Annotated in this window: 12 protein-coding genes and 1 pseudogene; 6 read left to right on the top strand and 7 right to left on the bottom strand. The window is 65.8% G+C overall.

Going from position 1 to position 13,495, the window contains the following annotated elements; all coding sequences use genetic code 11:
• Positions 1-12: 12 nt before the first annotated feature.
• Positions 13-385 (bottom strand): annotated as a pseudogene (locus tag AB0H61_RS34500) (carboxymuconolactone decarboxylase family protein).
• 166 nt (positions 386-551) lie between these two features.
• Here AB0H61_RS34500 and AB0H61_RS34495 point away from each other — a divergent pair.
• Positions 552-1,481 carry an RNA polymerase sigma-70 factor gene (locus AB0H61_RS34495; RefSeq protein ID WP_357311949.1) on the top strand — a complete coding sequence of 310 codons (930 nt, stop codon included), beginning with the start codon at positions 552-554 and terminating at the stop codon, positions 1,479-1,481.
• A gap of 13 nt (positions 1,482-1,494) precedes the next feature.
• On the opposite strand, the gene AB0H61_RS34490 is transcribed toward AB0H61_RS34495, so the two are convergent.
• A complete protein-coding gene (locus AB0H61_RS34490; RefSeq protein WP_357311948.1) occupies positions 1,495-2,448 on the bottom strand; it encodes a hypothetical protein in 954 nt (317 codons plus the stop codon).
• 1,107 nt (positions 2,449-3,555) lie between these two features.
• The gene (locus AB0H61_RS34485; RefSeq protein WP_357311947.1) at positions 3,556-4,026 is read right to left on the bottom strand and encodes a ferredoxin; all 471 of its coding nucleotides are present in this window, start codon (positions 4,024-4,026) and stop codon (positions 3,556-3,558) included.
• A gap of 619 nt (positions 4,027-4,645) precedes the next feature.
• On the opposite strand from AB0H61_RS34485, the gene AB0H61_RS34480 reads away from it, so the two are divergent.
• Positions 4,646-6,220 (top strand): hypothetical protein, encoded by a 1,575-nt coding sequence (locus AB0H61_RS34480; RefSeq protein WP_357311946.1) that lies wholly within the window; start codon positions 4,646-4,648, stop codon positions 6,218-6,220.
• Positions 6,221-6,283: 63 nt separating this feature from the next.
• Positions 6,284-6,580, top strand: coding sequence for a hypothetical protein (locus tag AB0H61_RS34475; RefSeq protein WP_357311945.1), 297 nt, complete (start codon positions 6,284-6,286; stop codon positions 6,578-6,580).
• 32 nt (positions 6,581-6,612) lie between these two features.
• Here the strand turns inward: AB0H61_RS34475 and AB0H61_RS34470 are convergent, their stop codons facing one another.
• Positions 6,613-7,452 carry a LysR family transcriptional regulator gene (locus AB0H61_RS34470; protein WP_357311944.1) on the bottom strand — a complete coding sequence of 280 codons (840 nt, stop codon included), beginning with the start codon at positions 7,450-7,452 and terminating at the stop codon, positions 6,613-6,615.
• 105 nt (positions 7,453-7,557) lie between these two features.
• Here AB0H61_RS34470 and AB0H61_RS34465 point away from each other — a divergent pair, with 105 nt between their 5' ends.
• From AB0H61_RS34465 to AB0H61_RS34455, 3 genes are all read left to right on the top strand, one after another.
• Positions 7,558-8,283: an SDR family NAD(P)-dependent oxidoreductase gene (locus AB0H61_RS34465; RefSeq protein WP_357311943.1), complete on the top strand. Its 726-nt coding sequence runs from the start codon at positions 7,558-7,560 to the stop codon at positions 8,281-8,283.
• Between the two features lie 72 nt (positions 8,284-8,355).
• A complete protein-coding gene (locus AB0H61_RS34460) occupies positions 8,356-9,279 on the top strand; it encodes an NADP-dependent oxidoreductase (RefSeq protein ID WP_357311942.1) in 924 nt (307 codons plus the stop codon).
• A 352-nt stretch (positions 9,280-9,631) separates the two neighbouring features.
• Positions 9,632-10,012, top strand: coding sequence for a hypothetical protein (locus AB0H61_RS34455; protein ID WP_357311941.1), 381 nt, complete (start codon positions 9,632-9,634; stop codon positions 10,010-10,012).
• A gap of 66 nt (positions 10,013-10,078) precedes the next feature.
• Here AB0H61_RS34455 and AB0H61_RS34450 read toward each other — a convergent pair whose 3' ends face one another.
• The 3 genes from AB0H61_RS34450 to AB0H61_RS34440 all read right to left on the bottom strand — a co-directional run bounded on the left by AB0H61_RS34450 (position 10,079) and on the right by AB0H61_RS34440 (position 13,329).
• Positions 10,079-11,020, bottom strand: a complete 942-nt coding sequence (locus AB0H61_RS34450) for a sigma-70 family RNA polymerase sigma factor (RefSeq protein WP_357311940.1) — start codon at positions 11,018-11,020, stop codon at positions 10,079-10,081.
• Positions 11,021-11,030: 10 nt separating this feature from the next.
• Entirely contained in the window at positions 11,031-12,221 is a 1,191-nt protein-coding gene (locus AB0H61_RS34445) for an FAD-dependent oxidoreductase (protein WP_357311939.1), read from the bottom strand.
• Between the two features lie 280 nt (positions 12,222-12,501).
• Positions 12,502-13,329 carry a hypothetical protein gene (locus AB0H61_RS34440; RefSeq protein WP_357311938.1) on the bottom strand — a complete coding sequence of 276 codons (828 nt, stop codon included), beginning with the start codon at positions 13,327-13,329 and terminating at the stop codon, positions 12,502-12,504.
• Between the last annotated feature and the right edge of the window lie 166 nt (positions 13,330-13,495).

Raw genomic sequence — 13,495 nt, 5'->3', positions numbered from 1 at the left:
TTTGCCGGCCGATCAGCCGAACATGCCAGGCTCGTAGGAACCCCCTTGCTGGCGCACGATCACGCTGAGCCGGTTGGCCGCGTTGATCTGGGCGACCAAGGCGACCAGGGCGACGATCTGGTCGTCGTCGTAGTGCTTGCGCACCTGGTCCCAGGTCTCGTCGGATATGCCGTGGTTGGCGTCGGCGAGCCGGGTGCCCTCCTCGGCGAGCGCCAGCGCGGCCCGTGCACCAACCGCAGCCGTTGATCTGGCTGGCGCGCAGCGCCGCCAGTTCCCGGGTGGCCTGCGGCAGTGTCGACTGGTGGATCACCAGGCTGGCGTTGCCGAACCGCTTGGCGAACTTGGCGCCGATTTCGTTGGTGGACAGGTCGATACGGGGTTCCATGATCTTTCATCTCCTGCTCGGGGTAGCTGAACGACCACCAGATGCCGGAGACCCGATTCCTGTGACACCGTGGCTACGTGACCTACGGCACAGCGCCTGGATGTCACAGAACGGCGGTACCCGGCATCTGGTGGGTGACACAGTCGAGAGTGAACAGGAGCCACCGATGGCCGAGCCGGCGCAGATCACGCACGAAGCTCGTGGCCCGAGCAGGACCCGGGATGCCCGCATCGAGACCGCCACCGAAACGTTCGTCACCCACCGCAACCTGCTGTTCACCGTGGCCTACGAGATGCTCGGCTCAGCCGCCGACGCGGAGGATGTCCTACAGGAGACGTGGCTGCGGTGGGTGGATGTCGACCTCGGCACGGTGCGGGAGCAGCGCGCGTACCTGGTCCGGATCACCACCCGCCAGGCACTCGGCCGACTGCGTGCGCTCGGCCGGCGCAAGGAGTCCTACATCGGCCCCTGGTTGCCCGAGCCGCTGCTCACCACTCCCGACGTGGCCGAGGACGTCGAGTTGGCCGACAGCGTCTCGATGGCGATGCTGTTGGTATTGGAGACCCTCACACCGACGGAGCGGGCGGTGTTCGTACTGCGCGAGGTGTTCGATCTGGAGTACGACGAGATCGCGCGAGCCGTCGACAAGAGCCCGGCCGCGGTCCGCCAGATCGCCCACCGGGCAAGGGGACACGTCGCGACGCGCCGTCCGCGCGAGGTCGTTTCCGCGGCCGAGACCCGAGGCGCGTTCGAGGCATTCCAACAGGCGGTCGAAACGGGAGAGCTGCAACAGCTGCTCGATATCCTCGCCCCGGATATCGTCTTGCTGACCGACGGTGGCGGCATCGTGCAGGCCGCGCTGTCGCCCGTTGTGGGGGCCGACAGCGTGGCCCGTGTACTGGGCAGGGTCTCCCCCGCGGTGTCGCTGCAACCGGCGCAGGTCAATGGCTACCCGGCGCTGATTCTCCGGCGGGGCAGCGAGATCGACATCGTCATCGCGGTGCGCATCGACAACGGCTACATCACCGGGCTCTACGCCGTGCGCAATCCCGAGAAGCTGTCGCACATGCGGCGCGAGACCGCTCTGCGCCGCTGAATCCGAGCCCCTCTCAGGTGATCGGATCCGGGTTTCGGCGGGTTTCGGCCAGCAGTTCGTCGAGCTGACGTTCGGCGCGTTCGGCGCGGGCCAGGGTTTGGGTACGGGCGTCGTCGAGGGTTGCCAGGCGGTCGGCGGTTTCACGGCGGGACTGTTCCAGTGCGGCCGCCGCTTCGGCGCGCAGTGCCGCGGTCTCGGCGGCGGCGCTGCGGCGCAGATCAGTGAGTTCGGTACGGGTGCGGTCCAGTTCATCGCGCAACCGACTGAGTTCGTCGCGGGCCTCGGCGACCGCCTGATTGCGTTCGGCAGCCGATTGTTCGGCGCGTTCGATGGCGCGTTCGGCATCCGCGGCGCGTTGCACGGCCAGGTCGCGTTCGGCGCTCGCGGCCGTGATCTGCTGGGCCGCTTCCCTGCGTGCCTGCTCGATCTCGGCGGTGGACTTGCGGCGCACCAACTCCACATCCTCGGTCGCCTGCTGACGGGCGCGCTCGATATCCTCGGCTGCTTCCCGTCGTGCGGTGCGGATCTCGGCCTCCGCCTCGCTGCGCGCCGCGAACACATCATCGGCGGCTTGGCGGGTAACCCGCTCGACCTCCCGCATCGCATCGTCGCGCGCCGCATTCGCCTCGGCGACCCGGCCTTCCGCCGCCTCCGCCGCATTCACCGCATCATCGGCGACCGATTCCGCCACCTCCCGTGCCGCCTCGGCATCCCGTCGCGCCCGCTCCGCCGCCACGGTAGCGACCTCGGCCTCCGCGATGCGCCGCGCCGCATCCGCCTGCACCGCCTGGACCTGCGCCTCGGCGATCGACGGATCGGCCAGCGTCGACAACTCCGCGACAGCGGCATTCAGATTGTTCCCCAGTTGCTCGGCCAGCGAACGGAACTGACCAAGCAACTCATCGGCCCGCAGCCGAGCCACCGTCACCGGCCCCTGCGGTGTCACAGTGACGGAAGCGTCGGACACCTCCGACTCCTGTTGCTGCCGTTGACGTTCCCGCCACGCCCGCCACCGAGTGTGCTCGGGGTGATCGCAGTATTCCGACGGTCGCCCGGGACCGCCGCCGCGCGTGATGGGCCGGACGCAGCCTGGGTAGTTACATACGGTGGACATCCGCGAATCGTAACGTTTGTTTCGTCAAATCCAACGAATCAACACGAAACGGAATCTACATTGCCCCAACCGAATCCCAGCCCGCATCCCGCCGTTCTAACCTCCGATAAGTGAACATTATCGGTGGTCAGACTTCTGTCCCCCGCCCAGAATCACGCACAGCCATTGCGTTTACGTTTGGTTTGCTCATACGAAACGAAATGCCTACGAAACCCCTCGAAAACTGTGCACCCATGGACGGTCGTACCAATTTCTGTCAGTTCTCACCAGAGTGTCAGTTCTCAGGTGGTGTGGCGGTGGGGTGGCGGATTCTCAGCTGATGTGGCGAGGATGTTCCGATGGTGGGACGGAGAGATGAGACAGGCTGCGCTACTGACGAATTCGAGGCCGTGCTCGTGACCGGGGCCGGTATCGAGCGCCGGGTGTGGCGGCGGTCGCTGCCGGAGATGGTTGGCGAGATCGCTGGGCCGGTGCGGTCGTTTCCCTCGTACGGTGAGGCGCTGCAACCAGGCAGTCCGATCTCGCTGAGGCCACGTCATTCTGTTCGGGTACAGGTTGCGGTGTTCGGGGTTGGGTTGCGTAAGGTGTTGCTGAGTTCGGATGTAGTTTGCGGGTTTTGAGGACGGGTTCTGCAGCGGACTACCTGCCCGTGCGTAGCACGAGTCAGGTGCGCGGGAGCCGCGCCGACTCCGCCGGACGGCGGGGAGTTCGAGATCGCCTACGTCGATGCGGAGTTCCGGGAGCGGGCGGCGAACGGTCCGACCTTGCGCAGGCTTCCGCGCTGGCCAGATGCACCGAGACGCAGGGGGGTTCGTCGTCTCGATCAATCTGGGCAATCCGTCGGTGATGGCTTGGGATTGGCCCGATTGAGATCGGACATTCCTGGCTCGCAACGCCAAGCTGTCCGGTGGACTCTCTACGCCATCAGCCGATGCCGTGTGCGGTGGAAGCCGGACGGAGTCAGCTGCTCAGATTCGGCAGTGCCTCGTGCGGTTGCGCGGGGCGGCGGTTATCGAGCCAGAACGCGTACTCCCGCAGGGAGGTTTCGAGTCCGTTGTGCAGGTAGCTCGAGTAGGCGCGTAACCCCTGTGCGGCATCGCGCTCCTGGTCGCGGTCGTGGACAGACCATTCGCGTTCGAGCTCGCTGAGCCATTCAGCAAGCTTCGCCCGGTCGGCCCACCAGCCACGGATCAGTTCGAGGGTCCAGTGGTCGTCGCCGTCGTAGGCGTAGCCACAGTAGGGGTCGGCCCACGCAGCGGATAACAGCAGGTGAGTTTCATGAGCGTTGCGTGGTTGACGGAACACTACTTCGCTGCCGTTGCCGTCCTCGTAGACGATGTGGTCCGGGGCTATCAATCGGCCCACCCAGCAGTTATCGGTATTGGCGCCGTAGAAAGGGCCGGGTACGTTGCGCCAGTCGCGTTCTTCCACCGACCACGCAGGTAGTCGTCGGGATTGCCCAGCGTTCGGTGCTCTGGACAGATCACTGGTAGCTCTGCTGACGCGACGGCCGTCGGCACCGGATCCCAATACATCTCGTGACCATAGCTGGCCCGTTGCGGGAAGTAGCTCGGCAACTTGTCGGCGAGACCTGATCTGTCGTTTTCTCACATGATCTGTAGCAATCGTGGCGAGTTCTCACTCGAATTGGCGAGGACGCCCAGGGGCGGAAGTCCTTGACGAGGGCAGCGCGAATATTGCAGGGCGGAGTTGCTGTCCGATACGGTGTGGCCGTGATGTTCTCTCGTGGGAAGGGCGCCGCGCGCCCCTGCCGGTGACGCCCGGGAAGTGGCTGGTTTCCGATGATCAGACCACTCTTCTTGCTTACGCACTCAGTCTCAGTGCCTTGCACGGTCCAGGGCCGTGGAGTGCCGGGGGTAGTCCGCTACCGGATGGCCTACCCAACGAACGGGAATTCCCGAAATCGACTGTCCTCGTCGGTGTAGAGAGCCAATACTTCGAGGCTCCAATCAATTCAGTCTCTGCCGCTGCGGTAGTCACGGCGATCACAGAGATCATTAGGGCACCCAGTGGTGCGGCGATTGAGGTATTGCACGACCAACTCGCTGATTGCCGCGCATTCGATCTGGCTGATGACCTGGTTCGTGAGCTGTGCTCGATCGACTTGCCCGTCGAGGATGTGCGGTCGGTAGCACGGCAGCTGACAGAACGCGGCACTCGCCGCAATGCGGTGGCCCTCGGCATCGTCATGCTGGGTGTGGTCGGCGACGAACGGGATCGGGAGTTGCTGCTATTGCTGGGCGGGTTGGGTGAACTCACGCTCTACGCGGCTGTCGCACTCGCCAATTCCCAACCCGATCGTGATCGTACGGTATTTCAGCTTGCTCGCCGGGTCGACGGATGGGGACGTGTCCACGCCGTACAGCGTTTGACGGGATCCCGCGATCCCGAGATCAAGTCTTGGTTGTTGCGCACCGGCTTCCGCAACAACGTGATGACCGCATACCTCGCCCACATCGCGGCCACCACGGGCGATCTCCGCAGCGCTCTGTTGGAGTCCGCCGTCGATGACGAACTACTCGACGGCGCTGCCGACATCCTCGACACATTGATCGTCGGTGGACCGAGCGCGGATATCCGGAACTACCCCGATGCGCTACCGGTGCTGGTTCGCTTCTGTGAGTTACTCACCGTCGCTGCTCCGACCCTCCCACGTATCCGGAGCGTGCGAACCATCACCGAATTGCTGAATGATTCGCCCCCGGAACTGGATTGGCCCTCGGGCAAGGTCGCCGCTCTGGCCAGCGACTACTCGGCGCTGCTGGCCCGCTCCGACTGGTCCGACATGGTCAGGTCCGGGCTCGCCGAGCCGCAGTGGGGCGAAGTCGGTTTCAACCCAACCTTCGCCATTCATAACGCACGGACCTTCACCGGCCGATTGTCACGCTGGCCTGCCGGACCGGCCCCTCGTGCAGACCGGCCTACAATCTCGCCGCACCCGATAGGCCACCTGAACACCGCACTCGAACTCGTCCTTCTCGCCGCATTCCCCGCAGCCCTCGCCGATGACGTACGCGTCGTCGCGCAGGCCCTGCCGCCAGCGCGATATCCAGTGCTCTCTGGAGGTTTCAACGTCCTTGTCGAAGGTGAGCACCTCGCCATCCCTTACCGACTGTGCACTCCCATGCCAGCAGAGGACACCTCAGCCCGACTGTCTGCGACGCAGACCAAGATCCTGCACTGCCTCTACAGCCGCCACAGCGACGGCTTCGTCCGCCAGCACCACCTCAACCAGATCATCGACGCCACCGATCCGTGGATCGTCCCCTTCGTCATCAAGCTCGTCGGTGAATACGTGGTCGACATCGTCATCGACATCAAGCAGGGACTCACCGATGTCGTCACAGTCGACACTGCCCAGCACGAGGCTTACGGACGGTTCGCCGCCGCCAACCCCGACTTCCTCCACCTGACCAGCCAACGCGTCGCCAGCTACTGGCGCTGCTACTACCGAAACCGATACCCGCACCGCTACTACCCCGGCCGCATCGTACTGAACGAGCTGCAGGAAGCCGCCGCCGCATACCGAGTGCCCGCGATGACAACCCCGCCTGCATCGACCCGCGGCATCAGAAATCCGCCGAATCAGATGAGAAGGACTTGACGACAGGGTGACCGATACTACGACGACGGCCCTTACGTCCTGCACCAACTGCGACATTCCCGGTTGACCCACGCCGCCGAGGACGGCGCGTCCACACCGGTGTTGATGAAGTTGTCCGGTCATACCTCGGTCCGTAGCCTCGCCAAATACGCTCGGGTGTCCGACGAGGGACTACGCCGGTACCAGGCCGACAGCACCTGGCTGCACGTCGGCGACCGGGCGGCCGAGTCCTGGGCCACGGCTGTAAGGCACTCGGCCCGTTGGTCTTCGGTAGGCACGCGTCAGCCGGCTTCGAACCGCGCAGGTTGCGGCATTTCCGGATCTATCCCGAATTCCGGATGTATTCCGAAAGATTGGTGATGCTCGATACGGCCAGCGAACAGTGGTGTCGGTTAGAGGCGTGTCGCGGTGTGGACGAGGTCGGCAACGGCTTTGGATCTGCTGTGTGGTGGCCAAGCGATGACGGTCGTGACGGCCGGTGCGTCCGGCACCGGCACGACGGCATGATCATCGCGTAGCTGGGTTCGCAGCGACTCGGGCACGACCGCGCAGGCCAGTCCGAGCGCGATCAGTTGGAATAGTTGGGTATGGTCGCGCACCTGCGGGCCGCGGCCGTCCGGATAGCTGCCATCCCGTCCAGGCCAGCGCGGCAGGGGCAGGTTCGTCAGGGTGTCGACCTCGGCCAACAGCACATGCGTCCGGTTGGCGAGGGGATGACCCGCAGGCAGGACCACGACCTGCTGTTCGGTGTGCAGATCCTCGGTGTCGAATCCGGTCGTCGTGTCGTAAGGCCGGTGGAGCAGAGCAACGTCGGCACGCCCGTTGCGCAGCAGACTTTCCGGCTGGCCTGGCCCGCACAGCATCACCTCGACTGCCACGGCGCCCGGTTCGGCAGCGTAGGCGTGCAGCAGCTTCGACAACAGTTCGCGGGACGCTCCGGCCTTGGTAGCCAGCACCACACCGGGTTGGTCGGCCGCGGCACGGCGGGTTCGCCGCTCGGCGGCTTCGACCGCGTCGAGCGCGGTCCGGGCCTCCCGCAGCAGCACCGCCCCGGCCTCGGTTAAGGCGATGGCGCGAGCGGTGCGGTGCAGCAGGACGACTCCGAGCCGCCGTTCGAGCTGCTGGATGGCTCGCGATAGTGGCGGTTGCGCGATCGCGAGCCGTTGTGCCGCCCGCCCGAAGTGCAACTCCTCGGCGACGGCAACGAAGTATCGCATCTCCCGCGTCTCCACCGGGTCATGGTATCCGGCGATGACCACGACCAATACCCGTGCGGTATCGCCACCCACCCGATCGGTCTTGGACGCTGCACCCGGAGCCGCAGCAGGATCGGCGGTGTGAGTGAACACGCGATTGCGCTGGTGACCGGCGCGAACAAGGGAATCGGATACGAGATCGCCGCCGGCCTGGGCGCGCTCGGCTGGCGAATCGGTGTGGGCGCGCGCGATCGGCAACGCCGCGACACCGCGGTGGAGAAACTGCTCGCGGCCGGGACCGATGCGTTCGGTGTGCCGCTCGACGTGACCGACGACGTAAGTGTGGCCGCGGCGGCCGAATTGATCGCCGACCATGCCGGAGGGCTCGATGTTCTGGTCAACAACGCCGCGATCACCGGCGGTATGCCGCAGACACCGACCACGGTCGACCCTGCGACCGTGCGAACTGTCGTGGAAACCAACGTGATCGGGGTCATCCGGGTCACCAACGCGATGCTGCCGATGCTGCGCGCCTCGGCCTCACCGCGGATCGTCAACATGTCCAGCAGCGTCGGGTCGCTCGCCCTGCAGACCACGCCCGGCATCGACATGGGCCCGGTTCCCGCCGCCTACTTGGCCTCGAAGACCTTCCTCAACGCCGTCACCATCCAATACGTCAAGGAACTGGGTGATACCAACATCCTGATCAACTCCGGCTGTCCCGGTTTCACCGCCACCGACCTCAACGGCTTCCGCGGCGTCCGTACACCGCAACAGGGTGCGGCGATCGCGATTCGCCTCGCGACCCTGCCCGACGACGGACCGACCGGCGGATTCTTCGACGACGCCGGAACGGTGCCCTGGTGAAGGGCGCACCGGCGCCACCATTCCCGTTCTCGAGATCAGCCGCGCGTCACACATCGGAGGACAAGAAAGACCATGGCAAAGGCAGTCAGATACGACGAGTTCGGCGGAATCGAGGTCTTGCGGGTCGACGATGTCGACCGCCCCGTGCCTGACAACGGGCAGGTTCTGGTTCGGGTAAAGGCGGCAGGCATCAACCCCGGTGAGGCGGCCATTCGAACCGGCGCGATGGCCAGCGTCTTTCCCTCGACGTTTCCGTCCGGGCAAGGCAGCGATCTCGCCGGGGTTGTCGCCGAGGTCGGCGTCGGAGTCGACCGATTCTCGGTCGGCGACGAGGTGATCGGGTTCTCCGAGAAGCGGGCCGCCCAGGCCGAGTTGGTGGTTGTCGACGTCGACAACCTCACACCCAAACCGAACGGCGTCCCTTGGCCGGCGGCCGGCGGCCTGTACGTCGCCGGGGTGACCGCTTGGGGGGCAGTACATTCCGTGCAACTCGACAACGGCGAGACCGTTGTCGTCTCCGCAGCAGCCGGAGGAGTCGGCTCGCTCGCCGTTCAGCTCGCTCGCCGTGCCGGAGCCACGGTCATCGGCCTGGCGAGCCAGCACAACCACGAGTGGCTGCAAAGCCACGGCGTGATCCCGGTCGCATACGGTGACCGCGCCATCGACCGGATCAAGGCCGCCGCACCGGGCGGCATCGATGCTTTCATCGACACCCACGGTGGCGGGTACGTCGAACTGGCTCTTGCCCTTGGCGTCGCGGTCGAGCGGATCGACACCATCGCCGATTTCGCAGCGGCCGCGAAGTACGGAGTCAAGACCGAACCCGGAACCAACGCCAGGCCGGGCGCCGAGGTACTCGCCGAATTGGCCGCCCTGATCGCCGAGGGACACCTCGAAGTTCCTATCGCGAACGTCTACCCGTTGACACAGGTCCGCCGGGCCTACACCGAACTCGAACGCCGACACACCCACGGCAAAATCGTGCTCGAGCCCTAACCTGTACCAACAGGACCGCTCCAGCTCCATCCGTGACAACACCGGAAACCGGCCGAACCCCATCACACCCCTCATCACGCACAGCCGCACATGAAACCACCTGCCGCCCAACATCACTCGCTAAGCGCGACTTTTCGCCTCACTGAACCCCTTGGACCGTGCACGGCATGGCTTGCCGACTGGCCAGTGCCCGCATCGGCGCACATGGGTCCTTAGCTGTGGGTGGCGGTGACCGGGCGCTGAACTTGTCGCCGACTGCCTCACCGACCTGGTGTTGGAGAGGCCCAGCCGACACCACGGCAGCCGTCACGACGACCGGTCGCCCGCGGTGGCTCGCGTCGACATCAGGAGCATGAGAAGCCTCCAGGCCGCCGCCCACCCCAGCCTGGAGGTCCTGACCATCGGTGAGTGGGACGACGAGCCCCTCAGCCTTGCCCCTGTCACTCGGCTGCCACTCCTGCGCACCCTCACCGCTTACCCCGGTACGCTCGCCGACCCGCTCGAGATCACGAAACTGACCGGCCTGGAGTTTCTCGGGCTCGGGCCACAGGAATGGCGCGTCCTCCTCGACGCCGGAGCCGTCCCGCGCAGCCTGTCGGCTGCCGGTATCACGGTGGACGGCAACCAGGACACTTTGTCTGTTGTGGCCATCGCCAATGAACTCCTGGCCCTCTGGGACCGGCCCCAGATCAGCCGGACCGTCATCGAAGGCGACCTCGGCCCCATGACGTAGCCAGCGGGGCGAACACCTACGCTATCCGCTCGTTTGCGGCTGATGACACGATTCTTACCGGCGCACCTACCACGATTCGATCAGCGGAACATCATGCTCCTGCCGCTGCCATTCCCCGGTGAGGCGACCGAGTCGGTCCGGAGCGGCGATCCCGCGCACGCCTGCAATCTTGTCCTCACGGATCTCCAGGATCACGACGCCCACGACCCGGTCGTCGAGTGTGGCGAGCATGGCTGGGCAGCCGTTGACCACGGCGGCATGGATCGCGGGCGAGCCACCGGCGAGTCTCCGCTTGGCCGGAGACGGTTTGAAGCCGGCCCGCACCGCGCTGGCGATCCGCTCCGGGGTCGCGTACCGGATCAGCTTCGCGGCCAGCCCCAGCCCGGCGCCGTCGGAGATGCCGGTCGCGTCGTCGGTCAGCAGCGCAACCAGCCGTTCGGTCCGGCCCGAGGAGGCGGCAGCGACGAATGCCTCGACGATTCGACGCGCGGAGGCATGGTCGATCTCAGTGCTGTTGCCAGCGGCCGCGATCCGAAGCCGGGCTCGGTGAGCGTGTTGCTGACTCCCGGACTCGGTGATGCCGAGAATCTCGGCGACTTCGGCGTGGCTGTACGAAAAGGCCTCGCGCAGCACGTAAACGGCCCGTTCGACCGGCGACAGACGCTCCATGAGCGTCAGCACCGCCAGCGTCACCGATTCGCGCTGCTCGACGGTGTCGGCGGGGCCCAGCATCGGGTCGCCGTCGAGGAGCGGTTCGGGCATCCAGGCGCCGACCGCGCGTTCGTGCCGCGCCTTCGCCGAACGGAGCCGGTCGAGTGCCAGGTTGGTGACGATCTTGGTCAGCCATGCCTCGGGCACCTCGACGTACTCCCGGTCGGCCGCCTGCCACCGCAGGAACGCGTCCTGCACCGTGTCCTCGGCGTCGGCGGCCGAGCCGAGTAGACGGTAGGCGAGCGAGGCCAGCCGATTCCGGCTGGCCTCGAAACGCGCCACGGTGGCAGTGTCCATAAGCGCGACTCTATCCGGCGACCAATTCGGGCGAATGCTCTCGGGAGGTGGCCAAGCGATACTTGTGACCCGGCTTTCCGAAGGTCGGGTGGCTGATGGCCCAGCCGCTGGTTGCCACGATCGCCGACTTGACTCGCGCCGCCGACCGACCGCACAGTGCCCCGGGCTTCGAGCGAGCGTCACCGTCGACCAGCTGGAAGATCCCATCCTTGCGTCCGAGGCTGATGTGGTTGCCGAAATAGGTCAGCGTGGTCGCCTTGATCTTGCGCCCGGTCAGGTCCCCGATGATCGCGGCCGTCGCCTGCGTACCGGTGTATCCCGCGGAAGCGCAGGACATCGGCAATGGATGACCGTTCTCACCGATGACGAAGGCGCTGTCACCGGCAACGTAGACATTCGGGTGCGAGACCGACCGCATCTGACGATCGGCCGTGATCTGGCCGTTGGTTTCCACCGCGAGGCCACTGGCGGCGGCAATCGGGTGGACGGCGAAGCCGGCGGCCCACACGGTCGCGTCGGAGGCGAAAGCGGTGTCGTCGGCGGCGATCGCCGCCCTCTCCTCGACGCGCTCGATGGTGGTGTGCTCATGGACCGTGATACCGAATCGGTCGAAGGCACGCAGGAGGTGACGGCGGGCCTTCGTGCCCAGCCAGCCGCCCAGTTCGCCGCTGGTGGCGAGGCTGACCCGAAGTCCTGGACGGGCTTCGGCGATATCGGTGACGGCCTCGATCGCGGTCAGATTGCCGCCGACCACCAGCACCTTCCCGTTCTCGCCCAGCTCATCCAGGCGTGCGCGCAGGTGCAGCGCGGACGGCCGCGCGGCCACGTGGAAGGCGTGCTCGGCAACGCCAGGAACGCCGTGGTCGGCGGCGGTGCTGCCGAGCGCGTAGAGAAGGGTGTCGTATTCGAGCCGATCGATGCCCTCGTTGTCGGCGACTGTGACAGTCCGGTGCTCGACATCGACATTGGTTACCCGCGCCAGTCGTAGCCGGATGCCGGTGCCCGCGAACACCTCCGCCAGCGGCCGGTGGCGGAGATCATGCCCGGCGGCGAGCTGATGCAGGCGCAGCCGCTCGACGAAATCGGGTTCGGCGTTGACAACGGTGATCTCGAAGTCGTCGGAGTGGAGTTGGCGGGCCAGGTATCCGGCGGAGAAGGCTCCGGCGTATCCGGCCCCGAGAACGACGATTCGGTGCTGCATGGTTCGCTCCTGTCTGGTTCGCGTGCTCCCTGAACGAGACAGCCCCCGAATTCCTGACAGCATCTACCAGTGACGTGGATCACCCCCGGGCTCGCAACCGCGGGCACGCCCAGACCGCACGCCGATGACCCCGCCTACCCGGCCGAGCAGCGGTCGTCGGCGCAGCAACGCAGCCTTGACGCATCTGGGATTGATTAAGGGCCAGTATTCGAAGCCCGCAACCCGAGCTGCGGTACGGCCGCGACAGGTCGTAGCCACGCAGAGCCGGTGATGCCACCGTTCAGCGCAGGAAGAGCGAGGGGTGTGCGATGAAGAATTTCACGGCATTCTTCATGGCGTTGTTCAGTCCGGTTGCCACGAGCTGGCGGGCTGTTCTCGCCGCGAGGCCGGCGGTGGCGCGTCCGGCTTTGCCTTCGCTGCGTATGAACAGGGCGTCGCAGTCCAGCAGGTCGATGAGGTGGCTCCCGATTTCTCCCAGGGTGGCCGGATTGGTGGAGCTGCTGCCGAATTGGTTCCACAAACCCATGGCGCCTTTCGCGCAACTGGTGACATCCTCGGTCCAGCCTGCGATCGGATTCATCTTGTCCCGGAACGCTTTCATCAAGCCTTGTGCGAGGATGCCTCCGCCGGTCGGGAGGTACTCGACTTGGAACTTGACCGCGCCACCGGTAGCGGATGCGTACCCACCGGGAAGGATGCGTGTCGATCCGCGCGGCGGGCTCAGCGCGGGTGACACCGCACGGGCGATCTGGATGTCCGGGTCGGAGCTCGCGGGTGCGTAGGCCTGCGGTCGCGGATTGCCGGATACCGGTGTGATGAGCAAATATTTGTCGGTCTTGTTGACGAAATAGGTTATCGGGGAGACGAAGCAGACTGAGTAGATCGTCTCCCAACCCTGCGCTGGGCTGCGCATTTCGCCCCGTTCGCCCCTGGGGCTCGTGCACGATGCGGCGAGCCCGACCTCGCCGGTCGATGATCCCGAGTCGGCATCGTCTGCCGTTGTGCTCGCTACTCGTGGACTGTGGGAGGTGCTCGTCGCGCCACATCCGATGATGCCGAGGGTCAGGATCGGCACTGTGATGGCGGCGAACAAAACCTTGATCTTCATGATTCCTCTTTGTTTGCCCCTGTCGCGGTCATGCGGTGCCGGCCAAGATCTGGAACCGGAGGTAAACCAAGCCTGACGTGGGCCATCTGTCGGCGCCCGAGTAGTCGACTACCCGACTTGGTCGGATTTGCTGCCGACCGGTTCAGCGGCGGCCGCGATCACCATT

It is taken from the genome of Nocardia sp. NPDC050710, from assembly GCF_040654375.1.
GTDB lineage: Bacteria > Actinomycetota > Actinomycetes > Mycobacteriales > Mycobacteriaceae > Nocardia.
This window is presented reverse-complemented; position numbering and strand designations above follow the sequence as displayed.